Consider the following 24,831-nt stretch of genomic DNA (forward strand, 5'->3'; position numbering starts at 1 on the left):
GGCGATCCGGAGTGCGGGGGTGCTCGGGCAGTCTTCTGGTTGTCGGATCGGGGAGGCCGGTCCGAACAGCTGAACGGGGAGAACTGCGATGAACCGGGTGTCCTTTCGAGTGCTGGCCTACACCGCCATCACCGTCGCGATCGTGGGCGGGATGTCCGGCTGCTTCCAGGACGACCGGACCAAGACCGTGAGCTACGAGGTCCCCCAGGCCGTGAACTCCCTGGTGATCGAGGGCGGTACCGGGGACATCCGGGTGGTCGGCGGCGGCACCGGGGTCCGGGTGACGGAGCACCAGACCTACCGCTCCACCCCGCCCGCCGCCGAGCACGGCACCTCCGCCGGCACGCTCACCCTGAACTACAAGTGCCCGGACGGCGACTGCGGCATCGGGTACGAGGTGGAGGTCCCGGCCGGCACCCGGGTGCGGGTGAAGGACGGCACCGGCGACGTCCACCTCTCCGGGCTGAGCGGTGAGGTCGAGGCACGGACCGGTACGGGCGGCATCGACGCCAAGCGGATGAGCAGCGACCGGGTCAGCCTGAGCACCAGCACCGGCGACGTCTCGACCGTCTTCACCACCCAGCCGCACACGCTCAAGGCCACCACCAGCACCGGCAACGTGACCGTGAAGGTGCCCGGCGGGGACCCGTACGCCGTCACCGCCACGAGCGACACCGGCACGGTCGACCAGCAGGTCGCCCAGCAGCCGGGCGCCGCCCACAGCATCGTCGCCACCACCAACACCGGCGATGTCCGGATCGGCAATGCGTGAACACGCCGGTGGGGGCCGAGGGCGGCTCCCGGGTGGCGCGTTCCTCCTGCGGTTACGGCAAGATCATCCTCCGGAGAGCTTCGGGGGAGGAGCGGACGTGGAGCGGATCACGCGGGCGCAGGCGCGGATCATCGCGCTCGGGCAGCGCTGGCACGGCGGCCGCTTCGGCCGGATCAACCCGGTCGCGCTGGACATCGCACTGACGGTGTTCTCGGCCCTGGTCTCGGCCTGGGCGGTGGTCTACGACAACAAGGGCTGGCCCTGGTGGGTCTATCTGCTGGCGGTCTCCAACTGCCTCGCCCTGCCCTGGCGGCGCAGCCATCCGGGCAGTGTCTACCTGCTCACCGGGCTGCCGGCGCTGGTGCTGTCCATCGTCGCGCACTCGGCGACGCCACAGGTCTCGATCTCCGCCGTGCTCGCGATGTACAGCCTGGCCGACCGGGGCCGGGACTGGCAGCGCTGGCCGCTGCTGGTGGTCACCGTGGCCGCCAACATCATCGGCACCCACTCGCCGAACGGCATGCTGTTCAGCCTGATCCTGTCGGTCGGCAGCTTCGTCTTCGGCGCGTTGGTCCGCGACTGGCGCGCGCTGGCCAGGGCGGAGGCCGAACGCGCCCACCAGCTGGGCCTGCAGACCGCGAGCGAGGCGGCCCGCGCGGTGGCCGAGGAGCGCGCCAGGATCGCCCGCGAGATGCACGACATCCTGGCGCACGCGGTCTCGCTGATGGTCATCCAGGCGGAGGCGGGTCCGCTGATGGTGCACCGGGACCCGGAGCGGGCGATCCGGACCTTCGACACCATCGCCGACTCCGGGCGCGACGCGATGGTCCAACTGCGCCGGGTGCTCGGGGTGCTCAAGGAGGAGGGCGCGGGCCCCGAACTCGCCCCGCAGCCCAGGCTGGCCGAGCTGCCGGCCGTGGTCGAGCGGGTGCGGCAGTCGGGCATCCAGGTGGAGCTGGAGCTGGTCGCGCCGCAGCGTCCGGTGCCGGCCGACGTCGAGGCGGCGGCGTACCGGATCGTCCAGGAGGCGCTGACCAACGTGGTCAAGCACTCCGGGGCGGACCGCGCGGTGATCCGGGTCGCCCAGGTCGCCCGGATGCTGGAGATCGAGGTGTCCGACAACGGGAACGGCGCGGCCGCCGGAGAGCGGACCGGCCCGGGCAGGGCGGCGGACGGCTGGTCGGGCGGGCGCGGGCTGCTCGGCATCCGCGAGCGCGCCGCGGCCTGCGGCGGCAGTGCGACGGCCGGCCCGGGGCCGGCGGGCCGGGGGTTCCTGGTCAGCGCGGAACTGCCGCTGGGCGGGGCCGTACGGTGAGGGCCGGCCGGGGTACCGTACGGCCCGGCCGGGAGAGGGGAGTCGTGAGCATGGACGCGATACGAGTGGTGGTCGCCGACGACCAGGAGCTGGTGCGGGCGGGGTTCGGCATGATCCTGGACGCCCAGCCGGACATCGAGGTGGTCGCCGAGGCCGCGGACGGCGCCCAGGCCGTCGAGGCGGTCCGGGAGCACCGTCCCGACGTGCTGCTGCTGGACGTCCGGATGCCCGTCATGGACGGGCTGGAGGCCGCCCGCCGGGTCTGCGCCGAGTTCCCCGGCACCAAGGTGATCATGCTGACCACCTTCGACATCGACGACTACGTCTACGACGCCCTCTACGCGGGGGCCAGCGGCTTCCTGCTCAAGGACGTCCGCCGGGACGACCTCGCGCACGGGGTCCGGATGGTGGCCTCCGGCGAGGCGCTGCTGGCGCCCTCCGTGACGCGCCGGCTGATCGGTGAGTTCACCGCACGCAGGCCGGCCGGGCCGGCGGCCGCGGTGCGCGAGCCCTCCAAGCTGCTCGACCAGCTGACCGTCCGCGAGCAGGAGACGCTGCGGCTGCTCGCCCGGGGCCTGTCCAACGCCGAGATCGCGGCCGAACTGGTGGTCAGCGAGCACACGGTGAAGACGCACGTCAGCAATGTGCTGAGCAAGCTCCGGCTCCGCGACCGGGTGCACGCGGTGGTCTTCGCCTACGAGGCGGGGGCGGTGGTGGCGGGGGAGGCGTAGGGACTGTCCGGCCTGCCGACGGGACGGGCCGCGCGAGGAGCCGCCCTCCCGCGGCCGGCCCGGGCCTGACTACGATGGCCCCCCGACCAGCAGGAGTGATCATGACTGCTCAGTTCGACCCCTGGTCCGCCGAGTTCGTGGCGCAGCCCTACGAGGCGTACGCAGTGCTGCGCGAGCAGGCTCCGGTCAGCTACTACGAGCCCAGCGGCCAGTGGCTGGTCTCCCGGTACCAGGACGTCAGCACGCTGCTGCGGGACCGCCGCCTGGGCCGCACCTACACCCACCGCTACAGCCACGAGGAGTTCGGCCGCCCGGCGCCCGACCCCGCGCTGGAACCCTTCCACACCCTCAACGACCACGGACTGCTCGACCTGGAGCCGCCGGACCACACCCGGATCCGGCGGCTGGTCTCCAAGGCCTTCACCCCGCGGATGGTGGAGTCGCTGCGGCCCACCGTGGCCCGCCTCGCGGACGAACTGGTCTGCGGGCTGCTGGCGGACGGCGGCGGCGACCTGATCGCCAAGGTCGCCGAACCGCTGCCGGTCGCGGTGATCGCCGAGATGCTGGGCGTACCCGGGAGCGACCGGCACCTGCTGCGGCCCTGGTCGGCCGACATCACCGGGATGTTCGAGCTCAACCCCTCGGCCGAGGCGGCCGAGCGGGCGGTGCGGGCGAGCGTCGAGTTCTCCGAGTACCTGCGCAAGCTGATCGCCGAGCGGCGGGCCGCACCGGGTGAGGACCTGATCAGCGCACTGGCCCGGGTCGCCGACGGCTCCGATGCGCTGAGCGAGCAGGAGATGGTCTCGACCTGCGTCCTGCTGCTGAACGCCGGGCACGAGGCCACCGTCAACACCACCGGGAACGGCTGGTTGGCACTGCTGCGCAACCCCGGTGAACTCGCCCGGCTGCGCGGCGCGGTGGACGAACTGCTGCCCACCGCCGTCGAGGAGTTGATGCGCTACGACACCCCGCTACAGATGTTCGAACGCTGGGTGCTGGAGGACATCGAGGTCGCCGGGGTGAGGGTTCCGCGCGGTGCCGAGGTAGCCCTGCTGTTCGGCTCGGCCAACCGCGACCCGGCCCGCTTCACCGACCCCGACCGCCTCGACCTGGGCCGCACCGACAACCCGCACATCACCTTCGGCGCGGGAATTCATTTCTGTCTCGGCGCCCCGCTCGCCAGACTGGAGCTCACCGAGTCCTACGGTGCGCTGCTGCGCCGGGCGCCCGGGCTGCGGCTGGTCCACGAGCCCGAGTGGCGCCCCGGGTACGTCATCCGGGGGCTGCGGGAACTGATCGTCGAGGTGTGAGGGGTGACGGGCACGGGCCGGGCGACGGGAGCACTGCTGGGTCTCGCGATCGGGCTCGGCGACCTCGCCGCGCTGGCCCATGACCCCACGCCGGAGCACTTCACGGCGCGCGGCTGGGACGAGTGCCTGTTCGTCCTCGACCGCCTCGACGCCGCGCTGGCCCGGCCGTCGTACGACACCGATCCGTGCGAGATCACGGGTGAGGGCTGGATCGCCGAAGAGGCCTTCGCCACCGGCCTGTTGTGCTTCCTGCTCCTCCCCGACGACCCGGTGGTCGCAGTCCGCCGGGCCGCCTACAGCTCCGGTGACTCGGACTCCATCGCCTGTCTCACCGGCGCCTTCGCCGGTGCCCGCCACGGTGATCCGGCCTGGCCGTCGGAGTGGACCGAGCGCATCGAGTACCGCGACGAGCTGCTCGCCCTCGGGGCGCTCTGGGACCGCTGCTGACCCGCTCCTGGCCCGCCCCGGCCGAGGCGGGCCGGGGCACGGGCCTCCGGTCGGCAGCCGCCGGGCCGGCCGCGCCCAGGTGGCGGCTCAGCGCGGGATGGCACCCGCGCGGCCGTGCAGCGAGGCGCGGTCGGCGGCGGCGCGGCCGGCCGCCCAGCCCTCGCCGTCGCTGACCCGTACCCGCTGGGAGGTCAGCTTGGGGAACATCCGGCCCACCGTGTCGTCCACCGCCTCCTCGCGAGCTGCGAGTGCGGGCAGCAGCCGCTCGTCCGGCACCAGCTGCTCGCAGCTGCCGTCCTCGCGCAGGTGCCGGCCGGCGGCCGCGTCGTTGGTGGTCCGCTCGGTCGCGGCCGTCAGCCGCTCCCGGATCCGGGCGGCGTACGCGACCAGGAACGACTGCCGGAAGGACTTCGTACGGGAGGCGCTCTCCGGGCGCCGGCCGCCGTCTGCCGTGCCCGGGTGGCGGGAGCGGCCGGTCTGGCGGGGCTGCATGGCGGAGGTCGCTTGCACCAGGAGCGAGGTGTACAGCAGCTCGACCGAGTCCAGGTCCGGATCGAAGCCGACGACGGTGCAGAAGCCGAACTCCTTGGCCCACACCACCCGGCACCGGTTCGCCGCCGCGACGGCGTCCAGCAGCATCGTCTTGGGGCCCTCGTAGGGGTTGTCCACCCCGATCCGCAGCGCCGCCGGGGCGTGCTCGGCCGGGCGCGCGGCCGCCAGCAGGGCCTCGTCGATGCTGTGCTGGGCCATCAGCTGCTGCGCCTTGGCGGTCAGCGCCTCGGCCTCCTCGGGGTAGTCCGTGGACTCCGCCTTCGCCAGCAGCGCCCGGATCCGCGAGAGCATCCTCGGCTCATCCCGCCCCGCCCCGACCCCTCGCTGCGGCTCGGCACCCGGGACGGGCCCGACCGGCGCGATCGGCGGCAGGTGGCTCCAGGTCCGCAGCAGCTCCAGCACGGCCGTGGCCAGGGCGAACCGGTCCAGCCGGTGGTGCTGGGCGAAGTCGGCCAGGAAGCGGTCGTCCTCCTCCCACCAGACTTCGGTGGACAGCTCGCGCAGCTGCTCCTGCCAACGGCGGTCCAGGGTGGCGGCCGGGTGCCGGCGCCCCTCGGCGGAGATCAGGTCCACCGCCAGCGCCTGGTGCACCGGGCCGAGCCGGCGCCGCACCACCCGGGCCAGATCCGCCGGACGCCAGCCGCCGGCCCAGGCCCGTGCGACCGTACGCTCCGCGAACACCAGTACCGCCCGGCTGACCTCGGGCCAGTGCTCGGCCGAAGCCGCCAGCAGCGAGGCCCCGGTGTCCAGCGCCAGATCGAGCCCCTCCTCGGGGGCGCCGATCACCTGGTGGGCCGCCTGCTCCACCAGGCCGTCCATGCCGGGACCCCGCTCGCCCTTGCGCCTGCCCACGGTGTCCCTGCCTCCGTCTAGTCCGAACCTCCGACCCATGATGCCGGACCGCCGGCGGGGCGGAGCGGGCCACGTGCCCCGGGACTCCGGCGGGTGCTCAGCGCTCGATGGCGGTGGCGAGGATCTCCGGGAGGCGGGCGAGCAGCTGGGGCCCGGCCAGACGGAGGCCGGCGACGGTCTCCTTGCGCATGCCGGTGGGTGCCGTTCAGCCCCTCACTTTCGGGGCAACTGGCCCAGAGAGCCTGCGAATCGGGCGTTTCTAGGCCGAATGAGTGGCATTCCGCGACCCTCCTCCACATTGGGCCCACAGATCGGCAACTAGTACGCGCTCTGGTTCGTCTGGCTCAGTGACGGAGCAGCGCGCGGTGACAGCGCGCCGGGTGTCGGGAGGTGGCCGGATGGCCGGGGAGCCGTGGCAGATGGAGCAGTCGGCCGACGGGCCCTTCGCCGGGCAGCGGCCCTTGCCGGCCGGGCCCCCGTCCGGGCTCTCCCACGGCTGGCAGCCCGCCGTACCGCCCGCACCCGCCGGGTATCCGGACGCACCGCAGGCCGCGCGCACCGCGCAGGCCGCGATGCGTGCCGCGCACACCGACCGCGAGCGCACGGTGGACGTGCTGAAGGCGGCCTACGCGGAGGGGCGGCTGGACGCCGAGGAGTACGCGCAGCGCTTCGAGGGGGCGAACCGGGCGAAGACGTACGGGGAGCTGAGCCGACTGGTGGCCGACCTGCCGTCCGGGCCGTTCGTGGCCCCGGCGCAGGTCTCCGGCCCCGCCGTGCCGCCCACCTTCCTGGCACCGCCGAACCTGGTACCGCCCAAGCCGCGCGCCAACCCGCTGGCGGTCACCTCGATGGTGCTCGGGCTGCTCGCCATCCCGACCATCGGGACGACCGCGGTCCCGGCCGTGGTGACCGGCCATGTCGCCCGGGCGCAGCTGCGCCGCCGCGGTGAGCAGGGCGACGGGATGGCCACGGTCGGCCTGGTGCTCGGCTGGTTGGTGACGGCCGGCTGGCTGGCGATGATCCTCGCGATCCTGGTCGCCGCGAGCAGCGGCTCGAGCGGCCCTCACTAGGTCCGAGAGGTCGCCGTGCGCGGCGGCTCGCGGCTTTCGCCCATCTGTGGTATGACGGCAGAGCCAGGTTACGCCGAGCGGGCGTATCGGCCCGTTCAGGGCTGAGCTGCGGCGTTGCATTTGTTTTGACCGGCGCCGATGCGCTAGGTACGCTCTGACCCTGTGCCTGGGGTGTCCCCGGGTCCTTGTGCGTGCATGCACACCGGCCGCCGCGCCGACACGGGAGCGTCGCAACACGCTCTGTTCGCGCGAGCGCCGTCGCTGCACATCAGCATCATGGGATTCCGCGATTCCTCCATCAAAGAGGCTCAACACGCCCGACCGCGTGGGTCGGCGGGTTGGGATCACCGCAGGTTAGTTTGACGCAGCCTTGGCACACAGAAAACGGAGAAACGGTGCCTACGATCCAGCAGCTGGTCCGAAAGGGCCGGCAGGACAAGGTCGAGAAGAACAAGACTCCCGCACTGAAGGGCTCCCCTCAGCGCCGCGGTGTCTGCACGCGTGTGTACACGACCACCCCGAAGAAGCCGAACTCGGCTCTCCGTAAGGTCGCCCGTGTGCGCCTCACCAGCGGGATCGAGGTCACCGCTTACATCCCGGGCGAGGGCCACAACCTGCAGGAGCACTCCATCGTGCTGGTCCGCGGTGGACGTGTGAAGGACCTTCCTGGTGTCCGCTACAAGATCATCCGCGGTTCCCTCGACACCCAGGGTGTCAAGAACCGCAAGCAGGCCCGCAGCCGCTACGGCGCCAAGAAGGAGAAGTAAGAATGCCTCGTAAGGGCCCCGCCCCGAAGCGCCCGGTCATCGTCGACCCGGTTTACGGCTCCCCGCTGGTGACCTCGCTGGTCAACAAGATCCTGCTGCACGGCAAGCGCTCCACCGCCGAGCGGATCGTGTACGGCGCCCTCGAGGGCGTCCGCGAGAAGACCGGTGCCGACCCGGTGGTCGCGCTGAAGCGCGCTCTGGAGAACGTCAAGCCGACCCTCGAGGTCAAGTCCCGCCGTGTCGGTGGCGCCACCTACCAGGTGCCGGTCGAGGTCCGCCCGGGCCGCGCCAACACCCTGGCGCTGCGCTGGCTGGTCGGCTACTCGCGCGCCCGTCGCGAGAAGACCATGACCGAGCGTCTGCTGAACGAGATCCTGGACGCCAGCAACGGTCTGGGCGCCTCGGTCAAGCGTCGCGAGGACACCCACAAGATGGCCGAGTCCAACAAGGCCTTCGCGCACTACCGCTGGTAGTCCGTACCCCGTCACTAGACAGAGAGAGAACGAGCCACCATGGCTGCAACCTCCCTTGACCTCGCCAAGGTCCGCAACATCGGGATCATGGCGCACATCGACGCGGGCAAGACCACCACCACCGAGCGGATCCTGTTCTACACCGGCGTCTCGTACAAGATCGGTGAGGTCCACGATGGCGCTGCCACCATGGACTGGATGGAGCAGGAGCAGGAGCGCGGCATCACGATCACGTCGGCCGCGACGACCTGCCACTGGACGCTGGACGACAGCGACCACACCATCAACATCATCGACACCCCGGGCCACGTCGACTTCACCGTCGAGGTGGAGCGTTCGCTGCGCGTTCTCGACGGTGGCGTGACGGTTTTCGACGGTGTCGCCGGTGTCGAGCCCCAGTCCGAGACCGTGTGGCGGCAGGCTGACCGCTACGGCGTCCCGCGTATCTGCTTCGTCAACAAGCTGGACCGCACGGGCGCGAACTTCTTCTTCTGCGTGCAGACCATCAAGGACCGCCTCGGCGCGACCCCGCTGGTCATGCAGCTGCCGATCGGTGCCGAGTCCGACTTCATCGGTGTCGTCGACCTGGTGAAGATGAAGGCTCTGGTCTGGTCGCCCGAGGCCACCAAGGGCGAGATGTACGACGTCGTCGACATCCCGGCCGAGCTGGCCGAGCAGGCCGCCGAGTACCGCGAGGCGCTGATCGACACCGTGTCGAACATCAGCGACGAGGTGATGGAGCTCGCCCTCGAGGGCGAGGACATCCCCGAGGAGCTGCTGATCGCCGCGATCCGCAAGGGCACGCTGAACTCGGACTTCACCCCGGTCTTCTGCGGCTCCGCGTTCAAGAACAAGGGCGTCCAGCCCCTGCTCGACGCGGTCGTGAAGTTCCTGCCGTCGCCGCTCGACATCGAGGGCATCGAGGGCAGCAAGCCGGGCAACCCCGACGAGAAGATCGTCCGTCAGGCCTCTGACGACGAGCCGCTCTCCGCGCTCGCGTTCAAGATCATGTCCGACCCGCACCTGGGCAAGCTCACCTTCGTCCGGGTGTACTCGGGCCGCCTGGAGTCCGGCACCTCGGTGCTGAACTCGGTCAAGGGCAAGAAGGAGCGCATCGGCAAGATCTACCGCATGCACGCGAACAAGCGTGAGGAGATCGACTCGGTGGGCGCCGGCGACATCATCGCCGTGATGGGCCTGAAGCAGACCACCACCGGTGAGACGCTGTCCGACGAGAAGCAGCCGGTCATCCTGGAGTCCATGGACTTCCCGGCCCCGGTCATCCGCGTCGCCATCGAGCCCAAGTCCAAGGGTGACCAGGAGAAGCTGGGTGTCGCCATCCAGCGTCTCGCCGAGGAGGACCCGTCCTTCCAGGTCAACACGGACGAGGAGACCGGCCAGACCATCATCGCGGGTATGGGCGAGCTGCACCTCGAGGTGCTGGTCGACCGTATGAAGCGTGAGTTCAAGGTCGAGGCCAACGTCGGCAAGCCGCAGGTCGCGTACCGCGAGACGATCCGCAAGGCCGTCGAGCGGATCGACTACACGCACAAGAAGCAGACCGGTGGTTCCGGCCAGTTCGCGAAGATCCAGATCGCGATCGAGCCGCTGGAGGCCGCTGACGGCTACGAGTTCGTGAACAAGGTCACCGGTGGCCGCGTGCCGAAGGAGTACATCCCCTCGGTCGACGCCGGCTGCCAGGAGGCCATGGAGTTCGGTGTTCTCGCCGGCTACCCGCTCCAGGGTGTCCGCGTGATCCTGCTCGACGGTGCCTCGCACGACGTCGACTCCTCCGAGCTCGCGTTCAAGATCGCCGGTTCCATGGCGTTCAAGGAAGGTGCCAAGAAGGCCAGCCCGGTTCTGCTCGAGCCGATGATGGCCGTCGAGGTCACCACCCCCGAAGAGTCCATGGGCGACGTGATCGGCGACATCAACTCTCGTCGTGGCCAGATCCGGTCCATGGACGAGCGTCACGGTGCCCGCGTCGTTTCGGCGCTGGTTCCGCTGTCCGAGATGTTCGGCTACGTCGGTGACCTGCGCAGCAAGACCTCTGGTCGCGCAAGCTACTCGATGCAGTTCGACTCGTACGCCGAGGTTCCGCGGAACGTGGCGGACGACATCATCGCCAAGGCCAAGGGCGAGTAAGGACCGGCACGAGCCGAGTCCCTGCCAAAGGTCCGACTGGTCCCGTCTTTCGGGATGAATCAGACCCCTTAGGCTATTAGGAGGCAAACCTGGAGGGATCTACCCGGATCCCTCCAGGCCCTCCGGCACCCCACCCGCGGGACGGCATGGGGCGCGACCAGCGCCCCGTTCCCAAACCCAATCCAGACCAACTGACGTCGTACGGCGTACAGAACTGTCCTCAGGAGGACTGAAGTGGCGAAGGCGAAGTTCGAGCGGACGAAGCCGCACGTCAACATCGGCACCATCGGTCACATCGACCACGGCAAGACCACGCTGACCGCGGCCATCACCAAGGTGCTGCACGACGCGTACCCGGAGATCAACCCCTTCACGCCGTTCGACCAGATCGACAAGGCGCCGGAGGAGCGTCAGCGCGGTATCACCATCTCGATCGCGCACGTCGAGTACCAGACCGAGGCGCGTCACTACGCCCACGTTGACTGCCCGGGTCACGCGGACTACATCAAGAACATGATCACCGGTGCGGCCCAGATGGACGGTGCGATCCTCGTCGTCGCCGCCACCGACGGCCCGATGCCGCAGACCAAGGAGCACGTCCTCCTGGCCCGCCAGGTCGGCGTCCCCTACATCGTCGTCGCCCTGAACAAGGCCGACATGGTCGACGACGAGGAGATCCTGGAGCTCGTCGAGCTCGAGGTCCGCGAGCTGCTCTCCGAGTACGAGTTCCCGGGCGACGACCTGCCGGTCGTCCGCGTCTCCGCGCTGAAGGCGCTGGAGGGCGACAAGGAGTGGGGCGAGAAGCTCCTCGGCCTGATGAAGGCTGTCGACGAGAACATCCCGGAGCCGGAGCGCGCCGTCGACCAGCCCTTCCTGATGCCGATCGAGGACGTCTTCACGATCACCGGTCGTGGCACCGTCGTCACCGGCCGCATCGAGCGTGGTGTCCTGAAGGTCAACGAGACCGTCGACATCATCGGCATCAAGGAAGCCAAGACCACCACCACGGTCACCGGCATCGAGATGTTCCGCAAGCTGCTCGACGAGGGCCAGGCCGGTGAGAACGTCGGTCTGCTGCTCCGTGGCATCAAGCGCGAGGACGTCGAGCGCGGCCAGGTCATCATCAAGCCGGGTTCGGTCACCCCGCACACCGAGTTCGAGGCCCAGGCCTACATCCTGTCGAAGGACGAGGGTGGCCGCCACACCCCGTTCTTCAACAACTACCGCCCGCAGTTCTACTTCCGTACCACGGACGTGACCGGCGTTGTGACCCTCCCCGAGGGCACCGAGATGGTCATGCCGGGCGACAACACCGCCATGACGGTTCAGCTGATCCAGCCGATCGCCATGGAGGAGGGCCTCAAGTTCGCCATCCGCGAGGGTGGCCGCACCGTCGGCGCCGGCCAGGTCACCAAGATCATCAAGTAATTGATGCTCTGACCTGAGCTCTGCACCGCAGGCTCACACGAGAGGGCCCTCCCCGTCCGTCAGGACGGGGAGGGCCCTCTCGCTTTCCCCCGGGGCCTGCTCTAGAGGCTTCGGGTGTAGGCCCTGCACTGCTCGTACGAGGGGAGCAGCCCGCTCGCCAGCGCCTCGGCGAGGCCGGGCGCGGTCTCGTCCTTGGCGGAGAGCTGCGGCGCCTCGGCCGGCCACTCGATCGCCAGCTCGGGGTCGAGCGGATGGACGCCGTGCTCGCCGGTCGGGTTGTAGGTCTCGGAGCAGAGGTAGCTGAGCGTGGCGTCGTCGGTCAGCGCACAGAAGCCGTGGCCGAGTCCCTCGGAGAGGTAGACGGCGCGGCGGTCCACGTCGTCCAGCCGCACCCCCTCCCACCGGCCGAAGGTGGGGGAGCCGACCCGCAGGTCCACCACCACGTCCAGCACCGCGCCCCGGACGCAGGTCACGTACTTGGCCTGCCCCGGCGGCACGTCGGCGAAGTGGACGCCGCGCACCACCCCGCGGGCCGAGACCGAGAGGTTGGCCTGGGCGAGCCGCAGCGGGTGCCCGACCACCTCGGCCAGCCGGTCGAAGCGGTACCACTCGGTGAACAGGCCGCGTGGGTCGCCGTGCAGCTGCGGAGTGACCTCGAAGGCGCCTTCGATGGCCAACTCGCGGAATTTCACTGGGAGTTCTCCTCGTCGAGCAGATCGAGCAGGTACTGGCCGTACCCGCTCTTGAGCAGTGGCTCGGCCAGCGCGCGGAGCTGGTCGTCGTCGATCAGTCCGGCGCGCCAGGCGGTCTCCTCCAGGCAGCCGACCTTCATGCCCTGGCGTTCCTCGATCACCTGGACGAAGTCGGAGGCCTGCATCAGCGAGACGAAGGTGCCGGTGTCCAGCCAGGCGGTGCCCCGGTCGAGCTTGGTGACGTGCAGTTCGCCGGCCTTGAGATAGGCCTCGTTGACCGCGGTGATCTCCAACTCGCCGCGGGCGCTGGGGTGCAGGCCCCGGGCGATCTCCACCACCCGGTTGTCGTAGAAGTACAGTCCTGGCACGGCGTAGCGGGACTTGGGGAACTCGGGCTTCTCCTCGATGGAGATCGCCTGCCCGTCCTGGTCGAACTCGATCACGCCGTAGGCGCGCGGGTCGGCGACCGGGTAGGCGAAGACCAGCCCGCCGGTGAGGTCGGTGTGGTCGGCCAGCCGGGTGCCGAGCCCGGTGCCGTGAAAGATGTTGTCGCCCAGGATCAGGGCCACCGACTCGTCGCCGATGAACTCCGCACCCAGGACGAAGGCCTGGGCGATCCCCTCCGGGCGCTCCTGGACTGCGTACTCCAGTCTCAGTCCGAACTGGGAGCCGTCGCCGAGCAGTCGGCGGAACTGGGCCTGGTCCTGCGGGGTGGTGACGATCAGTATCTCGGTGATCCCCGCCATCACCAGGGTGGAGAGCGGGTAGTAGATCATCGGCTTGTCGAACACCGGCAGGAGTTGTTTCGAAACCGCGCGGGTGAGCGGCCACAGCCGTGAGCCGGTGCCCCCCGCCAGGAGAATTCCTCGCATGTGAGGCAGGTTATGCGTTCGGGGCCGAAGAGTCCCGGCTTGATTTCGCCGATCTTCCTCGGGCCGCTCAGTACCGGGAGGTAAGCTGCACGCACTATGCGCATCCTCGTAACCGGCGGTGCCGGGTTCATCGGTTCGGAGTTCGTCCGGTCGCAGCTCGGCGCGGACGGCGGGGCCAGGATCACCGTCCTGGACAAGCTCACCTACTCGGGCGTGGAGGCCAATCTGGCCCCGGTCGCCGGCCACCCGGGCTACACCTTCGTCAGGGGCGACATCTGCGACCCCGAGCTGGTCGATTCGGTGATGCCGGGTCATGACGCGGTGGTGCACTTCGCCGCCGAGTCCCATGTGGACCGGTCGATCGCCGGTGCCGGCCCGTTCGTGCGGACCAATGTGACGGGAACTCAAGTACTGCTGGACGCCGCCCACAAGCACGGCGTGGCCCGTTTCGTGCACGTCTCCACCGACGAGGTCTACGGCTCGATCCTCCAAGGCTCCTGGACGGAGGAGTGGCCGCTGGCCCCCAACTCCCCCTATTCCGCCTCGAAGGCGGGCAGTGACCTGCTGGCGCTGGCCTACCACCGCACCCACGGCATGGACGTGGTGGTCACCCGCTGCTCCAACAACTACGGGCACTACCAGTTCCCGGAGAAGGTCATCCCGCTGTTCACCACCAATCTGATCGACGGTCAGAAGGTGCCGCTGTACGGCGACGGCGCCAACATCCGTGACTGGCTGCACGTTTCGGACCACTGCCGGGGCATCGACCTGGTCCTGCGCGGCGGTCGGGCGGGCGAGGTCTACAACATCGGTGGCGGCACCGAGGTCACCAACAAGGAGCTGACCGGCCTGCTGCTGGAGGCGGTCGGCTGCGGCTGGGACATGGTCGAGCGGGTGCCCGACCGCAAGGGGCACGACCTGCGCTACTCACTGGACATCAGCAAGATCCGTGCTGAGCTGGGGTACGAGCCGCAGGTCTCCTTCGCCGACGGGCTGGCCGCGACCATCGACTGGTACCGGGAGAACCGGGCCTGGTGGGAGCCGCTCAAGGCGGGCCTGGGGCCCGCGGTGACGGCGTGACCCGCTGGTTGGTGACCGGCGCGGGCGGGATGCTCGGCCGGGATCTGCTGGACGTGCTGTCCGGGGAGCAGGTCACCGCGGCCGACCGGGCCGCGCTCGACATCACCGACGCCGAGGCGGTCCGGGCCGCGGTGGCCGAGCACGACGTGGTGGTCAACTGCGCCGCGTGGACGGACGTGGACGGCGCCGAGGGCGCGGAGGACGCGGCAACCGCCGTGAACGGTACGGCGGTCGGGCATCTGGCCCGGGCTTGCGCGGAGACCGGGGCGAGGCTGCTGCAGGTGTCGACGGACTACGTGCTGCCGGGTGACGCCTCGCAGCCGTACGCCGAGGACGCGGCGACCGGGCCGCTCAACGCGTACGGGCGCAGCAAGCTGGCGGGGGAGCACGCGGTCGCCCGACTGCTGCCCGAGGCCGGGTACATCGTGCGGACCGCCTGGCTGTACGGGGAGCACGGGCGGAACTTCGTCGCCACGATGCTCTCGCTGGCCGCCCGGCAGGAGACCGTCCAGGTGGTCGACGACCAGTACGGGCAGCCCACCTGGTCCTACCAACTCGCACTTCGGCTGGCCGAGTTGGGGCGCTCACGGAGCGCTCCGCCCGGGATTTACCACGGCACCGCCTCGGGGCGGGCCAGCTGGTTCGAGCTGGCGCGCGCCGCGTTCGAACTGGCCGGGCTGGATCCCGGGCGAGTGCGTCCGACGGACTCGGCCGCGTTCCGCCGCCCGGCCGCCCGGCCGGGCTACAGCGTCCTCGGTCACGCCCGCTGGTCCGGGGCCGGCCTGCCCCCGCTGCCGCACTGGCGCGACTCGCTGGCCGAGGCGATGGAGCGGTCGGCCTTCGGGGCGTTCAGGGGCTAGCCCGGGGGCTGGCTCAGGGGTTGGCTCCGGGGCCCGGGGAGCCCACTGCGAAGGACCGGGGTGCCTCCGCGGGGCTCCCGGCGGTTTCACCCGTTCGCCGCGTCACCCCGCGGGGACGGCCGCCGTTCTCCTGGCAGGGACCACCCTGGCCACGGAAGGCGTCAACGGCTGTGCAACTCTCGACCCTCACCTCGATCACCGGCATCGTGGTGCTGGCCTACATCCTGGAGCTCCTCCGCAGGCAGCAGCTGCGCGAGAAGTACGCGGCGATCTGGCTCTGCATCGGCCTGGTGGTGGCCCCGCTCGGCTTCTTCCCGTCGCTGCTGGACTCCACCGCCCGCAGTGTCGGGGTGGCCTCGGGGGTGAGCCTGGTGCTGTTCGCCGGGTTCGTCCTGGTGCTGTTGGTCAGTCTCCACCTCAGCTGGGAGGCCAGCCGGTTGGAGGCCAGGACCCGCACGCTGGCCGAGGACATCGCGCTGATCCGCTCCCGGCTCACCGAGATCCCCGGGCTCACCGAGATCCCCGAGATCCCCGGGCTCCCCGGGCTCCCCGGGCTCCCCGGGCCCTCCGGTGAGGGGGACACCCGATGACCACCCCCGACGGCCGGCGCGTCCTGGTCATCCTCCCGGCCTGGAACGAGGCCGACGCGCTCTTGGCCGTGCTGGGCGAGATCAAGCAGCAACTGCCCTACGCGGAAACCCTGGTGGTGGACGACGGCTCCACCGACCGGACCGCCGAGGTCGCCGCCGCGGCCGGCTCGGCGGTCGCCCGGCTGCCGTTCAACCTCGGCGTCGGCGGCGCGATGCGGCTCGGCTACCGGTACGCCCGCGAGCACGGCTACGACGTCGCGGTCCAGGTGGACGCGGACGGCCAGCACGACCCGTCCTACGTCCCCGCCCTGCTGGCCCGGCTCGACGAGGCCGACCTGGTGATCGGCGCCCGGTTCTGCGGCGAGGGCGAGTACCGGGTGCACGGCCCGAGGCGGTGGGCGATGGCACTGCTCTCGCTGATCCTCTCCAGGCTCACCCGCACCCGTCTCACCGACACCACCTCCGGATTCCGCGCCTGCAACCGACCGATGATCGAGTTCTTCGCGCGCTGGTACCCCGTGGAGTACCTCGGCGACACCGTGGAGAGCCTGGTCGGCGCGGCCCGCTGCGGCTTCGCGGTCTGCCAGGTGCCGGTGGCCATGCGGGCCCGTACCGCCGGACGGCCGAGCGCTTCGCCGGTGAAGGCGATGATCTACCTGGTCCGCGCGGGTCTGGTGCTGCTGCTCGCGGTGATCCGGCGGATGCCCGCCGAGCTCAGGGAGCTGGCGCCCGGCTCCCCGGCCTACGAGGCCTACCTGGCGGAACAGTCGGCCCGCCGTTCGCTGGCCACGGAGGGCTGAGTGCCGCGCTTCGAGATCACCCTGCCCTACTACGGCGACGTCGCCCTGATGCAGGACGCCGTCCGCAGCGTGCTCGCCCAGGACGGCGACGACTGGCGGCTCACCGTGGTGGACGACGGCCGGGAGCCGGATGTCCCCGGGTGGTTCGAACGCCTCGCCGACCCCCGGGTCCGGTACTACCGGAACGAGCGGAACCTCGGCGTCACCGGCAACTTCAACCGCTGCGTCGAGCTGGCCGAGTACGAGTACCTGGTGCTGATGGGCAGCGACGACCTGATGCACGCCGACTACCTCTCCGTCATCCGCCGGGCCGCCGAGCGGCAGCCCGGGGCCGCGATGATCCAGCCGGGCGTCCAGGTGATCGGCGGCGACGGACTCCCGTACGACACCCTCGCCGACCGCACCAAGCGCCTGCTGTACGCCCCCAGGGGGCCCGAGTGCGCCCTGCTCGCAGGTGAGCGGCTGGCCGTCAGCCTGCTGCGCGGCAACTGGCTCTACTTCCCGTCCGTCTGCTGGCGGACCGAGGCCGTGCGGCGCTTCGGCTTCCGCCCCGACCTCGGGGTGATCCAGGACCTCGCGCTGGTGATCGACCTGTTGGTGGCGGGGGAGGGCCTGGCCGTCACCCCGGAGGTCTGCTTCAAGTACCGGCGGCACGCGGCCAGCGAGTCCTCGGCCACCGCCTACACCGGGTGCCGCTTCGAGGAGGCCAAGCGCTTCTTCCGGGAGACCGCCGACCGGCTCACCGCCTTCGGCTGGCCGCACGCCGCCCGGGTCTCCCGCCGCCACCTCTCCTCCCGCCTGCACGCCCTCACCCTGCTTCCCGCCGCCACCCGCCACGCCGGCGCTCCGGGGGCGGCGGCGCTGCTCCGACACGCCTTCCGGTGACGGTTCGGGATCTGCTCGACAGCCGCTGACAGCAAGGGAGTTGCGGTGGAGTTGCGGATGAGTCGGGCTGTCGCGCTGCGCGGCGCGCTGCCGCCGGGAACCCAGGCCGTGGCCGTCGGCACGGTGGTGCTCGGCGGGGCTTCCTACCTGCACCTCGCCCTCGCCGGGCACAGCCTGCCCACCCGGGACATGGCAGGCGTCTCGGTGCTCTGGACCATTCTCATGACGGTCGGCATCGGCCTGTTCTTCCCGATCGAGCAGGAGCTCACCCGGATCGTCGCCGCCCGCGCGGTGCGCGGGCAGGGCGCGGGGCCGGTGCTGCGCCGCGCCGCGCTGCTCACCACCGGTGTACTCGTCCCCGTGCTCGGTCTGATGGCCGCCGCCGCCCGGCCGCTGGCCGGCCTGCTCTTCCACGGCGACCGTGCCCTGCTCGCCGCCCTCGGCGCCGCCTTCGCCGCGATGGCCTGCTGCTACCTGACCAGGGGCGTCCTGGCCGGCCTCGGCCGCTTCGGTGCGTACGGGACCCAGCTCGGCCTCGACGGGGCGCTGAGAGTGCTGCTCGCCCTCGGCCTCGCCCTCGCCGGGCCGCACTCCGCGCTCGCGTTCAGCCTGGTCCTGACTGCCGCGCCGCTGCTCGCCCTGCTCGCGACCCTGCCGGTCACCGTCCGCGCGGCCCGGCCGGGGCCGCCGATCGACTGGTCCCGACTCCTGGGCGGCCTCGGCCTGTTGATCTGCTCGACGCTGCTCGCGCAGTGGATGGTCAGCGCCGCGGTGGTCAGCGTGCAGCTGCTGGACGCGGCCGACGTCGACCTGATCGCCGCCCTGCTCAGCGCCCTGGTGCTGGCCCGGGTCCCGATCTTCGTCTTCGGTGCGCTGCAGGCCTCCCTGCTCTCCGGGCTGGCCTCCTGCGCCGCGCAGGGGCGGCACGCCGCCTTCACCGCGCTGCTGCGCCGGGCCGCCCTGGCGGTCGCCCTGCTCTCGCTCGCCCTGGGCCTGCCCGCGCTCGCGCTCGGCCCCTGGCTGATCCGGCTGCTGTTCGCCGCCCCGCCCGTGCTGACCAGGGCGGATTTCCTCTGGCTGGTGCTGGGCACGTTCTGCTACCTGCTGGCGATGGTGCTCGGCCAGGGCCTGATCGTGCTGCACCGGCACCGCGTCCAGCTCGCCTGCTGGACCCTGGGCACCGCCGTCCTGGTCGCCGTCACCGTGCTCCCGGGCGGGCTGGCCACCCTGGTCTGCCTGGCGTACGCCGCCGGGACGGCCGCCACCGTCGCCGGGATGCTGCTGGGCCTGCTGCGCCGGCCCGGGGCGTCGGAGCGGGCCGGTGAGGCCCCCCGGACGCTCGACGCGGTTTGACAGCCGGTGCCGCCTGGGTACTCTTCCGGGCCCGATTGGCGTTCCGGTGCACTCCTGTGGCAGTATGTCCAAGTTGCTCGGTTGAGTGCCGATGCTGCGCGCCTCCCGCCGGGAGGACTGGAAGCGAGTCCCATGTACTCGTCGTTCCCGTGATGGCCGTTCATGTGTTCACGTGCGGTATGTGAATGCAGTGGTGTGTAAGCGACACCGCGGCAGCTGCGGGGCGAAAGTACGGGAATCTTCCGGGAAGCGTGGGCGGGGCCTCGACCCGGCGCCTGGTGGGTGCAAGACCTCACCGATCGAGAGCGAAAATCCGAACGAGAGAGCATCTTGTCCGGTTTTTTGCAAGCGGAGGGGCGACACGCCCGACCGCGTGGGTCGGAGAGAGTAACCATCCAGAGGCGTCGCCGGACCAGTCCACCTGGACGAATCCGGTCGTGGAAGCAGCAGACGACAGAAGGACTACTGAGTAGCCATGGCGGGACAGAAGATCCGCATCCGGCTCAAGGCCTACGACCACGAGGTCATCGACTCCTCGGCGAAGAAGATCGTCGAGACGGTGATCCGTACTGGTGCGCAGGTCGCGGGCCCGGTGCCGCTGCCCACTGAGAAGAACGTGTACTGCGTCATCCGCTCGCCGCACAAGTACAAGGACTCGCGCGAGCACTTCGAGATGCGTACTCACAAGCGTCTGATCGACATCCTCGACCCCACGCCGAAGACGGTTGACTCGCTGATGCGTCTCGACCTGCCGGCCGGCGTCGACATCGAGATCAAGCTCTGAGAGGCGCACCGAAGATGGCTAAGCAGATTAAGGGCATCCTGGGCGAGAAGCTCGGCATGACCCAGGTCTGGGACGAGAACAACCGGGTTGTCCCGGTGACCGTCGTCAAGGCCGGGCCGAATGTCGTGACCCAGGTCCACACCGCCGACAGCCCGGCCGGCTACGACGCCGTCCAGATCGGCTTCGGCGAGATCGACCCCCGCAAGGTGAACAAGCCCCTCGCGGGCCACTTCGCCAAGGCCGGTGTCACCCCGCGCCGCCACCTGGTCGAGCTGCGTACCTCGGACGCCTCCGAGTACACCCTGGGCCAGGAGATCACCGCTGAGCTGTTCGAGGCGGGTGTCAAGGTCGACGTGACCGGCACCTCCAAGGGCAAGGGCTTCGCCGGTGTCATGAAGCGTCACAACTTCAAGGGCCTCGGCGCCGGTCACGGCACCCAGCGCAAGCACCGCTCGCCCGGTTCCATCGGTGGCTGCGCCACCCCGGGCCGCGTGTTCAAGGGCCTGCGCATGGCTGGTCGGATGGGCCACGAGCGTGTGACCACCCAGAACCTGACCGTGCACGCGGTCGACGCGGAGAAGGGCCTGCTGCTCATCAAGGGCGCAATCCCGGGTCCGAACGGCGGCCTCGTCCTCGTCCGCACCGCGGCGAAGGGGCTGTGAGGAAATGAGCACCATTGACATCCTGTCGCCGAACGGCGACAAGGCCGGCAGCATCGAGCTGCCCGCCGAGATCTTCGACGCCAAGGTCAGCGTTCCGCTGATGCACCAGGTCGTCGTGGCGCAGCTCGCTGCGGCCCGTCAGGGCACTCACAAGGTCAAGAACCGTGGCGAGGTCCGTGGTGGCGGCAAGAAGCCGTACCGCCAGAAGGGCACCGGCCGCGCCCGTCAGGGCTCGACCCGCGCGCCGCAGTTCGCCGGTGGTGGCGTCGTGCACGGTCCCGTGCCGCGTGACTACTCGCAGCGGACCCCGAAGAAGATGATCGCCGCCGCTCTGCGCGGTGCGCTCACCGACCGGGCCCGCCACGAGCGCATCCACGTGATCACCGCCGTGACCGCGACCGAGGCGCCGTCGACCAAGGCCGCCAAGGGCCTGTTCGGCAAGATCACCGAGCGCAAGAACGTCCTCCTGGTCGTCGAGCGCGAGGACGAGCTGGGCCTCAAGTCCGCTCGCAACCTGCCGAACGTCCACATCCTGGACGCCGGTCAGCTGAACACCTACGACGTGCTCGTCTCCGACGATGTGGTCTTCACCCAGGCCGCCTTCGAGCGCTTCGTGGCCGGTCCGGCCGCGTCCGCCAAGGCCGTTGCCGCTGAGGGCGAGCTCGAAGGGAGCGCCGCCTGATGAGCGACGTTACGAGCAAGACGTTCACGGACCCCCGTGACGTCCTGGTGAAGCCGGTCATCTCCGAGAAGAGCTACGCGCTCCTCGACGAGAACAAGTACACGTTCATCGTGTCGCCGGGCGCCAACAAGACCCAGATCAAGCAGGCCGTCGAGGCGGTCTTCTCGGTCAAGGTCGAGGCGGTCAACACGATCAACCGGCAGGGCAAGCGCAAGCGCTCGCGCACCGGTTTCGGCAAGCGCAAGGACACCAAGCGCGCCATCGTGACCCTGGCCGAGGGCAACCGCATCGACATCTTCGGTGGTCCGGTCTCCGCCTGACGGAGAACGTGATCGTCGATAAGGACGAGGACGAGAGAAGCCAATGGGCATCCGCAAGTACAAGCCGACTACGCCGGGCCGTCGTGGCTCCAGCGTGGCCGACTTTGTCGAAATCACGCGGTCCACTCCGGAGAAGTCGCTGGTTCGCCCGCTGCACAGCAAGGGCGGCCGTAACAACACCGGTCGTGTCACCGTTCGCCACCAGGGTGGCGGTCACAAGCGCGCCTACCGCGTGATCGACTTCCGTCGTCACGACAAGGACGGCGTGCCGGCGAAGGTCGCTCACATCGAGTACGACCCGAACCGCACCGCGCGCATCGCGCTCCTGCACTACGCGGACGGCGAGAAGCGCTACATCATCGCCCCGCGCGGTGTTGCTCAGGGCGACCGGATCGAGAACGGTCCGGCTGCCGACATCAAGCCCGGCAACAACCTGCCGCTGCGCAACATCCCGGTCGGTACCACCATCCACGCGGTGGAGCTGCGTCCCGGTGGCGGTGCCAAGATGGCCCGCTCCGCCGGTTCCGGCATCCAGCTGCTCGCCCGTGAGGGTCGCATGGCGCACCTGCGCATGCCCTCCGGTGAGATCCGCCTGGTCGACGCGCGCTGCCGCGCCACCGTCGGCGAGGTCGGCAACGCCGAGCAGTCGAACATCAACTGGGGCAAGGCCGGCCGTATGCGCTGGAAGGGCGTCCGCCCGACCGTGCGTGGTGTCGCCATGAACCCGATCGACCACCCGCACGGTGGTGGTGAGGGTAAGACCTCTGGTGGTCGCCACCCGGTCTCGCCGTGGGGCCAGAAGGAGGGTCGTACCCGTCGCCCGAAGAAGGCGTCGGACGCTCTCATCGTGCGCCGCCGCAAGACCAACAAGAAGCGCTAGGAGCAGGTCAGATGCCGCGCAGTCTTAAGAAGGGCCCCTTCATCGACGGCCACCTCATCAAGAAGGTGGACGCTCAGAACGAAGCCGGTACCCAGAACGTCATCAAGACCTGGTCCCGTCGTTCCGTGATCTCCCCGAGCATGCTCGGTCACACGATCGCGGTTCACGATGGCCGCAAGCACGTCCCGGTGTTCGTCACCGAGTCGATGGTCGGCCACAAGCTCGGCGAGTTCGCTCCCACGCGCACCTTCAAGGGGCACGTGAAGGAAGACCGCAAGTCGAAGCGTCGCTAGTCCGACACTTCAAGCTTCGAGCTTGAGCGCCAGAACGACTAAGTGACTTACTCCATTAAGGGGACAACCATGGAAGCCAGGGCCCAGGCGCGGTACATCCGCGTCACGCCCATGAAGGCCCGCCGCGTGGTGGACCTCATCCGTGGCCTGAACGCCACGGAGGCCCAGGCCGTCCTGCGTTTCGCTCCGCAGGCCGCCACCGTGCCGGTCGGCAAGGTGCTGGACAGCGCCATCGCCAACGCCGCGCACAACTACAACCACTCCAACGTGGACGACCTCTACATCTCTGAGGCGTACGTTGACGAGGGCCCGACCCTGAAGCGGTTCCGTCCGCGCGCCCAGGGCCGTGCCTACCGGATCCGCAAGCGGACCAGCCACATCACCGTGGTCGTCAGCAGCAAGGAAGGGACCCGGTAATGGGCCAGAAGGTTAACCCGCACGGGTTCCGCCTCGGCATCAGCACGGACTTCAAGTCCCGCTGGTACGCCGACAAGCTGTACAAGGACTACGTCAAGGAAGACGTCGCCATTCGTCGCATGATGACGAAGGGCATGGAGCGCGCCGGCATCTCCAAGGTCGAGATCGAGCGCACCCGCGACCGCGTCCGCGTTGACATCCACACCGCCCGCCCCGGCATCGTCATCGGTCGCCGTGGCACCGAGGCCGACCGCATCCGCGGCGACCTCGAGAAGCTGACCGGCAAGCAGGTCCAGCTGAACATCCTCGAGGTCAAGAACCCCGAGCTGGACGCCCAGCTCGTGGCTCAGGGCGTCGCGGAGCAGCTGTCCTCCCGCGTCTCCTTCCGTCGTGCCATGCGCAAGTCGATGCAGGGCACCATGAAGTCCGGCGCCAAGGGCATCAAGGTCCAGTGCTCCGGTCGTCTCGGCGGCGCCGAGATGAGCCGTTCGGAGTTCTACCGCGAGGGTCGCGTGCCGCTGCACACCCTGCGTGCGAACGTCGACTACGGCTTCTTCGAGGCCAAGACCACCTTCGGCCGTATCGGCGTGAAGGTCTGGATCTACAAGGGCGACGTCAAGAACATCGCCGAGGTCCGCGCTGAGAACGCCGCTGCCCGCTCGGGCAACCGCCCGGCCCGTCCCGAGGGTGGTCGTCCCGCCCGCGGTGGCGAGCGCCGTGGTGGCGAGCGCGGTGGCCGCGGTCGTCGTCCCGCCGCCACCGAGGCTCCGGCCCAGGTGACCGAGGCGCCGGCTGCCGAGAACACCGGAACGGAGGCCTGACCCCATGCTGATCCCTCGTAGGGTCAAGCACCGCAAGCAGCACCACCCCAAGCGTGGTGGCGCCGCCAAGGGTGGCACCGAGCTGGCGTTCGGCCAGTACGGCATCCAGGCCGTGACCCCGGCGTACGTGACGAACCGTCAGATCGAGTCCGCTCGTATCGCGATCACCCGTCACATCCGTCGTGGTGGCAAGGTCTGGATCAACATCTACCCGGACCGCCCGCTCACCAAGAAGCCGGCCGAGACCCGCATGGGTTCCGGTAAGGGTTCGCCGGAGTGGTGGATCGCGAACGTGCACCCGGGTCGGGTCATGTTCGAGCTGTCGTACCCGAACGAGAAGGTGGCTCGCGAGGCGCTCACCCGCGCCGCGCACAAGCTGCCGATGAAGTGCCGGATCGTCCGGCGCGAGGACGGTGAGAGCTGATGTCGGCCGGCACCAAGGCTGCTGAGCTGCGCGAGCTGGACAACGAGGCCCTCGTTGCCAAGCTGCGCGAGGCCAAGGAGGAGCTGTTCAACCTCCGCTTCCAGGCGGCGACCGGGCAGCTCGACAACCACGGACGGCTCAAGCTCGTCCGTAAGGACATCGCGCGGATCTACACCCTGATGCGCGAGCGCGAGCTGGGCATCGAGACGGTGGAGAACGCCTGATGACTGAGAACACCAACGAGACGCGCGGTTTCCGCAAGACCCGTGAGGGTCTCGTCGTCAGCGACAAGATGGACAAGACCGTCGTCGTCGCCGTCGAGGACCGCGTCAAGCACGCTCTGTACGGCAAGGTCATCCGCCGTACGAACAAGCTGAAGGCGCACGACGAGCAGAACGCGTGCGGCGTGGGCGACCGGGTCCTCCTGATGGAGACCCGCCCGCTGTCCGCGACGAAGCGCTGGCGCGTCGTCGAGATCCTCGAGAAGGCCAAGTAACGAAGTCGATGCGGTACGGCCGTATGTGCAACGGGTCCCCAGGGACGCCGGTGTGAGC

At 69.9% G+C, this 24,831-nt stretch carries 29 protein-coding genes and 1 pseudogene; 27 read left to right on the plus strand and 3 right to left on the minus strand.

The window, feature by feature from the left end; translation table 11 throughout:
* The first annotated feature begins 88 nt into the window (after window positions 1–88).
* The 5 genes and pseudogenes from ACZ5ON_RS06930 to ACZ5ON_RS06950 all read left to right on the plus strand — a co-directional run.
* On the plus strand, window positions 89–772 hold the full coding sequence (locus ACZ5ON_RS06930; RefSeq protein ID WP_465586461.1) for a DUF4097 family beta strand repeat-containing protein: 684 nt from the start codon (window positions 89–91) through the stop codon (window positions 770–772).
* A gap of 97 nt (window positions 773–869) precedes the next feature.
* The gene (locus tag ACZ5ON_RS06935; RefSeq protein ID WP_465586464.1) at window positions 870–2,087 is read left to right on the plus strand and encodes a sensor histidine kinase; all 1,218 of its coding nucleotides are present in this window, start codon (window positions 870–872) and stop codon (window positions 2,085–2,087) included.
* A 50-nt stretch (window positions 2,088–2,137) separates the two neighbouring features.
* Window positions 2,138–2,818 (plus strand): response regulator, encoded by a 681-nt coding sequence (locus tag ACZ5ON_RS06940; RefSeq protein ID WP_465586466.1) that lies wholly within the window; start codon window positions 2,138–2,140, stop codon window positions 2,816–2,818.
* Between the two features lie 101 nt (window positions 2,819–2,919).
* Window positions 2,920–4,128, plus strand: coding sequence for a cytochrome P450 (locus ACZ5ON_RS06945; RefSeq protein ID WP_465586470.1), 1,209 nt, complete (start codon window positions 2,920–2,922; stop codon window positions 4,126–4,128).
* A gap of 54 nt (window positions 4,129–4,182) precedes the next feature.
* Window positions 4,183–4,575 (plus strand): annotated as a pseudogene (locus ACZ5ON_RS06950) (ADP-ribosylglycohydrolase family protein); the annotation flags it as partial.
* A gap of 87 nt (window positions 4,576–4,662) precedes the next feature.
* Here ACZ5ON_RS06950 and ACZ5ON_RS06955 read toward each other — a convergent pair.
* A complete protein-coding gene (locus tag ACZ5ON_RS06955; protein ID WP_465587142.1) occupies window positions 4,663–5,946 on the minus strand; it encodes a DUF2786 domain-containing protein in 1,284 nt (427 codons plus the stop codon).
* Window positions 5,947–6,377: 431 nt separating this feature from the next.
* Here ACZ5ON_RS06955 and ACZ5ON_RS06960 point away from each other — a divergent pair, with 431 nt between their 5' ends.
* From ACZ5ON_RS06960 to tuf, 5 genes are all read left to right on the plus strand, one after another.
* Window positions 6,378–7,049, plus strand: a complete 672-nt coding sequence (locus ACZ5ON_RS06960) for a DUF1707 and DUF4190 domain-containing protein (RefSeq protein WP_465586473.1) — start codon at window positions 6,378–6,380, stop codon at window positions 7,047–7,049.
* A 395-nt stretch (window positions 7,050–7,444) separates the two neighbouring features.
* A complete protein-coding gene (rpsL, locus tag ACZ5ON_RS06965; RefSeq protein ID WP_014144289.1) occupies window positions 7,445–7,816 on the plus strand; it encodes a 30S ribosomal protein S12 in 372 nt (123 codons plus the stop codon).
* A 2-nt stretch (window positions 7,817–7,818) separates the two neighbouring features.
* Entirely contained in the window at window positions 7,819–8,289 is a 471-nt protein-coding gene (gene rpsG / locus ACZ5ON_RS06970) for a 30S ribosomal protein S7 (protein WP_344634829.1), read from the plus strand.
* A gap of 39 nt (window positions 8,290–8,328) precedes the next feature.
* Window positions 8,329–10,434, plus strand: coding sequence for an elongation factor G (gene fusA / locus ACZ5ON_RS06975; RefSeq protein ID WP_465586479.1), 2,106 nt, complete (start codon window positions 8,329–8,331; stop codon window positions 10,432–10,434).
* Window positions 10,435–10,668: 234 nt separating this feature from the next.
* Entirely contained in the window at window positions 10,669–11,862 is a 1,194-nt protein-coding gene (gene tuf, locus ACZ5ON_RS06980) for an elongation factor Tu (RefSeq protein WP_344634827.1), read from the plus strand.
* Between the two features lie 101 nt (window positions 11,863–11,963).
* Here tuf and rfbC read toward each other — a convergent pair whose 3' ends face one another.
* Together rfbC and rfbA are read right to left on the minus strand one after the other, a co-directional pair.
* Window positions 11,964–12,554 (minus strand): dTDP-4-dehydrorhamnose 3,5-epimerase, encoded by a 591-nt coding sequence (gene rfbC / locus ACZ5ON_RS06985; protein WP_465586483.1) that lies wholly within the window; start codon window positions 12,552–12,554, stop codon window positions 11,964–11,966.
* Complete coding sequence (rfbA, locus tag ACZ5ON_RS06990) at window positions 12,551–13,426, minus strand: glucose-1-phosphate thymidylyltransferase RfbA (RefSeq protein WP_465586489.1); 876 nt, start codon at window positions 13,424–13,426, stop codon at window positions 12,551–12,553. The genes rfbC and rfbA overlap by 4 nt, the downstream gene beginning before the upstream one ends.
* Before the next feature lie 96 nt (window positions 13,427–13,522).
* Here rfbA and rfbB point away from each other — a divergent pair, with 96 nt between their 5' ends.
* From rfbB to rpsQ, 17 genes are all read left to right on the plus strand, one after another.
* A complete protein-coding gene (gene rfbB, locus ACZ5ON_RS06995) occupies window positions 13,523–14,506 on the plus strand; it encodes a dTDP-glucose 4,6-dehydratase (RefSeq protein WP_465586492.1) in 984 nt (327 codons plus the stop codon).
* Complete coding sequence (gene rfbD / locus ACZ5ON_RS07000) at window positions 14,503–15,366, plus strand: dTDP-4-dehydrorhamnose reductase (protein WP_465586495.1); 864 nt, start codon at window positions 14,503–14,505, stop codon at window positions 15,364–15,366. The genes rfbB and rfbD overlap by 4 nt, the downstream gene beginning before the upstream one ends.
* A gap of 170 nt (window positions 15,367–15,536) precedes the next feature.
* A complete protein-coding gene (locus ACZ5ON_RS07005; RefSeq protein ID WP_465586498.1) occupies window positions 15,537–15,956 on the plus strand; it encodes a DUF2304 family protein in 420 nt (139 codons plus the stop codon).
* Window positions 15,953–16,756: a glycosyltransferase family 2 protein gene (locus ACZ5ON_RS07010; protein WP_465586502.1), complete on the plus strand. Its 804-nt coding sequence runs from the start codon at window positions 15,953–15,955 to the stop codon at window positions 16,754–16,756. The genes ACZ5ON_RS07005 and ACZ5ON_RS07010 overlap by 4 nt, the downstream gene beginning before the upstream one ends.
* Window positions 16,757–17,641, plus strand: coding sequence for a glycosyltransferase family 2 protein (locus ACZ5ON_RS07015; RefSeq protein WP_465586505.1), 885 nt, complete (start codon window positions 16,757–16,759; stop codon window positions 17,639–17,641).
* A 57-nt stretch (window positions 17,642–17,698) separates the two neighbouring features.
* The gene (locus ACZ5ON_RS07020; protein ID WP_465586509.1) at window positions 17,699–18,994 is read left to right on the plus strand and encodes a hypothetical protein; all 1,296 of its coding nucleotides are present in this window, start codon (window positions 17,699–17,701) and stop codon (window positions 18,992–18,994) included.
* A 475-nt stretch (window positions 18,995–19,469) separates the two neighbouring features.
* The gene (gene rpsJ / locus ACZ5ON_RS07025) at window positions 19,470–19,778 is read left to right on the plus strand and encodes a 30S ribosomal protein S10 (protein ID WP_012785157.1); all 309 of its coding nucleotides are present in this window, start codon (window positions 19,470–19,472) and stop codon (window positions 19,776–19,778) included.
* A 14-nt stretch (window positions 19,779–19,792) separates the two neighbouring features.
* Window positions 19,793–20,440: a 50S ribosomal protein L3 gene (gene rplC / locus ACZ5ON_RS07030; RefSeq protein ID WP_344634818.1), complete on the plus strand. Its 648-nt coding sequence runs from the start codon at window positions 19,793–19,795 to the stop codon at window positions 20,438–20,440.
* 4 nt (window positions 20,441–20,444) lie between these two features.
* Window positions 20,445–21,122, plus strand: a complete 678-nt coding sequence (rplD, locus tag ACZ5ON_RS07035; protein ID WP_344634817.1) for a 50S ribosomal protein L4 — start codon at window positions 20,445–20,447, stop codon at window positions 21,120–21,122.
* Complete coding sequence (rplW, locus tag ACZ5ON_RS07040) at window positions 21,122–21,442, plus strand: 50S ribosomal protein L23 (RefSeq protein ID WP_436560209.1); 321 nt, start codon at window positions 21,122–21,124, stop codon at window positions 21,440–21,442. The genes rplD and rplW overlap by 1 nt, the downstream gene beginning before the upstream one ends.
* 43 nt (window positions 21,443–21,485) lie before the next feature.
* Window positions 21,486–22,322, plus strand: a complete 837-nt coding sequence (rplB, locus tag ACZ5ON_RS07045; RefSeq protein WP_344634815.1) for a 50S ribosomal protein L2 — start codon at window positions 21,486–21,488, stop codon at window positions 22,320–22,322.
* Window positions 22,323–22,333: 11 nt separating this feature from the next.
* Window positions 22,334–22,615: a 30S ribosomal protein S19 gene (gene rpsS / locus ACZ5ON_RS07050; protein ID WP_110670521.1), complete on the plus strand. Its 282-nt coding sequence runs from the start codon at window positions 22,334–22,336 to the stop codon at window positions 22,613–22,615.
* A 69-nt stretch (window positions 22,616–22,684) separates the two neighbouring features.
* On the plus strand, window positions 22,685–23,032 hold the full coding sequence (gene rplV / locus ACZ5ON_RS07055; protein ID WP_030232471.1) for a 50S ribosomal protein L22: 348 nt from the start codon (window positions 22,685–22,687) through the stop codon (window positions 23,030–23,032).
* The gene (rpsC, locus tag ACZ5ON_RS07060; protein ID WP_344634814.1) at window positions 23,032–23,853 is read left to right on the plus strand and encodes a 30S ribosomal protein S3; all 822 of its coding nucleotides are present in this window, start codon (window positions 23,032–23,034) and stop codon (window positions 23,851–23,853) included. Before rplV ends, rpsC begins: the two co-directional genes overlap by 1 nt.
* A gap of 4 nt (window positions 23,854–23,857) precedes the next feature.
* The gene (gene rplP / locus ACZ5ON_RS07065) at window positions 23,858–24,277 is read left to right on the plus strand and encodes a 50S ribosomal protein L16 (RefSeq protein WP_344634813.1); all 420 of its coding nucleotides are present in this window, start codon (window positions 23,858–23,860) and stop codon (window positions 24,275–24,277) included.
* The gene (gene rpmC / locus ACZ5ON_RS07070; RefSeq protein WP_045305889.1) at window positions 24,277–24,501 is read left to right on the plus strand and encodes a 50S ribosomal protein L29; all 225 of its coding nucleotides are present in this window, start codon (window positions 24,277–24,279) and stop codon (window positions 24,499–24,501) included. The genes rplP and rpmC overlap by 1 nt, the downstream gene beginning before the upstream one ends.
* A complete protein-coding gene (gene rpsQ, locus ACZ5ON_RS07075) occupies window positions 24,501–24,773 on the plus strand; it encodes a 30S ribosomal protein S17 (protein WP_014136278.1) in 273 nt (90 codons plus the stop codon). The genes rpmC and rpsQ overlap by 1 nt, the downstream gene beginning before the upstream one ends.
* Window positions 24,774–24,831: the final 58 nt, after the last annotated feature.

It is taken from the genome of Kitasatospora sp. NPDC032150 (assembly GCF_055579945.1).

Coding starts and splice junctions, on each gene's coding strand:
- ACZ5ON_RS06945 (WP_465586470.1), top strand. CDS start 2,920: ATGACTGCTCAGTTCGACCCCTGGTCCGCCGAGTTCGTGGCGCAGCCC.
- rpsS (WP_110670521.1), top strand. CDS start 22,334: ATGCCGCGCAGTCTTAAGAAGGGCCCCTTCATCGACGGCCACCTCATC.
- ACZ5ON_RS07020 (WP_465586509.1), top strand. CDS start 17,699: ATGAGTCGGGCTGTCGCGCTGCGCGGCGCGCTGCCGCCGGGAACCCAG.
- rplW (WP_436560209.1), top strand. CDS start 21,122: ATGAGCGACGTTACGAGCAAGACGTTCACGGACCCCCGTGACGTCCTG.
- ACZ5ON_RS06960 (WP_465586473.1), top strand. CDS start 6,378: ATGGCCGGGGAGCCGTGGCAGATGGAGCAGTCGGCCGACGGGCCCTTC.
- rplV (WP_030232471.1), top strand. CDS start 22,685: ATGGAAGCCAGGGCCCAGGCGCGGTACATCCGCGTCACGCCCATGAAG.
- ACZ5ON_RS07010 (WP_465586502.1), top strand. CDS start 15,953: ATGACCACCCCCGACGGCCGGCGCGTCCTGGTCATCCTCCCGGCCTGG.
- rfbA (WP_465586489.1), bottom strand. CDS start 13,426: ATGCGAGGAATTCTCCTGGCGGGGGGCACCGGCTCACGGCTGTGGCCG.
- rfbB (WP_465586492.1), top strand. CDS start 13,523: ATGCGCATCCTCGTAACCGGCGGTGCCGGGTTCATCGGTTCGGAGTTC.
- rplP (WP_344634813.1), top strand. CDS start 23,858: ATGCTGATCCCTCGTAGGGTCAAGCACCGCAAGCAGCACCACCCCAAG.
- rplB (WP_344634815.1), top strand. CDS start 21,486: ATGGGCATCCGCAAGTACAAGCCGACTACGCCGGGCCGTCGTGGCTCC.
- ACZ5ON_RS06955 (WP_465587142.1), bottom strand. CDS start 5,946: ATGGACGGCCTGGTGGAGCAGGCGGCCCACCAGGTGATCGGCGCCCCC.
- rpsQ (WP_014136278.1), top strand. CDS start 24,501: ATGACTGAGAACACCAACGAGACGCGCGGTTTCCGCAAGACCCGTGAG.
- rpsJ (WP_012785157.1), top strand. CDS start 19,470: ATGGCGGGACAGAAGATCCGCATCCGGCTCAAGGCCTACGACCACGAG.
- rpsG (WP_344634829.1), top strand. CDS start 7,819: ATGCCTCGTAAGGGCCCCGCCCCGAAGCGCCCGGTCATCGTCGACCCG.
- fusA (WP_465586479.1), top strand. CDS start 8,329: ATGGCTGCAACCTCCCTTGACCTCGCCAAGGTCCGCAACATCGGGATC.
- rplC (WP_344634818.1), top strand. CDS start 19,793: ATGGCTAAGCAGATTAAGGGCATCCTGGGCGAGAAGCTCGGCATGACC.
- ACZ5ON_RS06940 (WP_465586466.1), top strand. CDS start 2,138: ATGGACGCGATACGAGTGGTGGTCGCCGACGACCAGGAGCTGGTGCGG.
- rpmC (WP_045305889.1), top strand. CDS start 24,277: ATGTCGGCCGGCACCAAGGCTGCTGAGCTGCGCGAGCTGGACAACGAG.
- ACZ5ON_RS06930 (WP_465586461.1), top strand. CDS start 89: ATGAACCGGGTGTCCTTTCGAGTGCTGGCCTACACCGCCATCACCGTC.
- rpsC (WP_344634814.1), top strand. CDS start 23,032: ATGGGCCAGAAGGTTAACCCGCACGGGTTCCGCCTCGGCATCAGCACG.
- rplD (WP_344634817.1), top strand. CDS start 20,445: ATGAGCACCATTGACATCCTGTCGCCGAACGGCGACAAGGCCGGCAGC.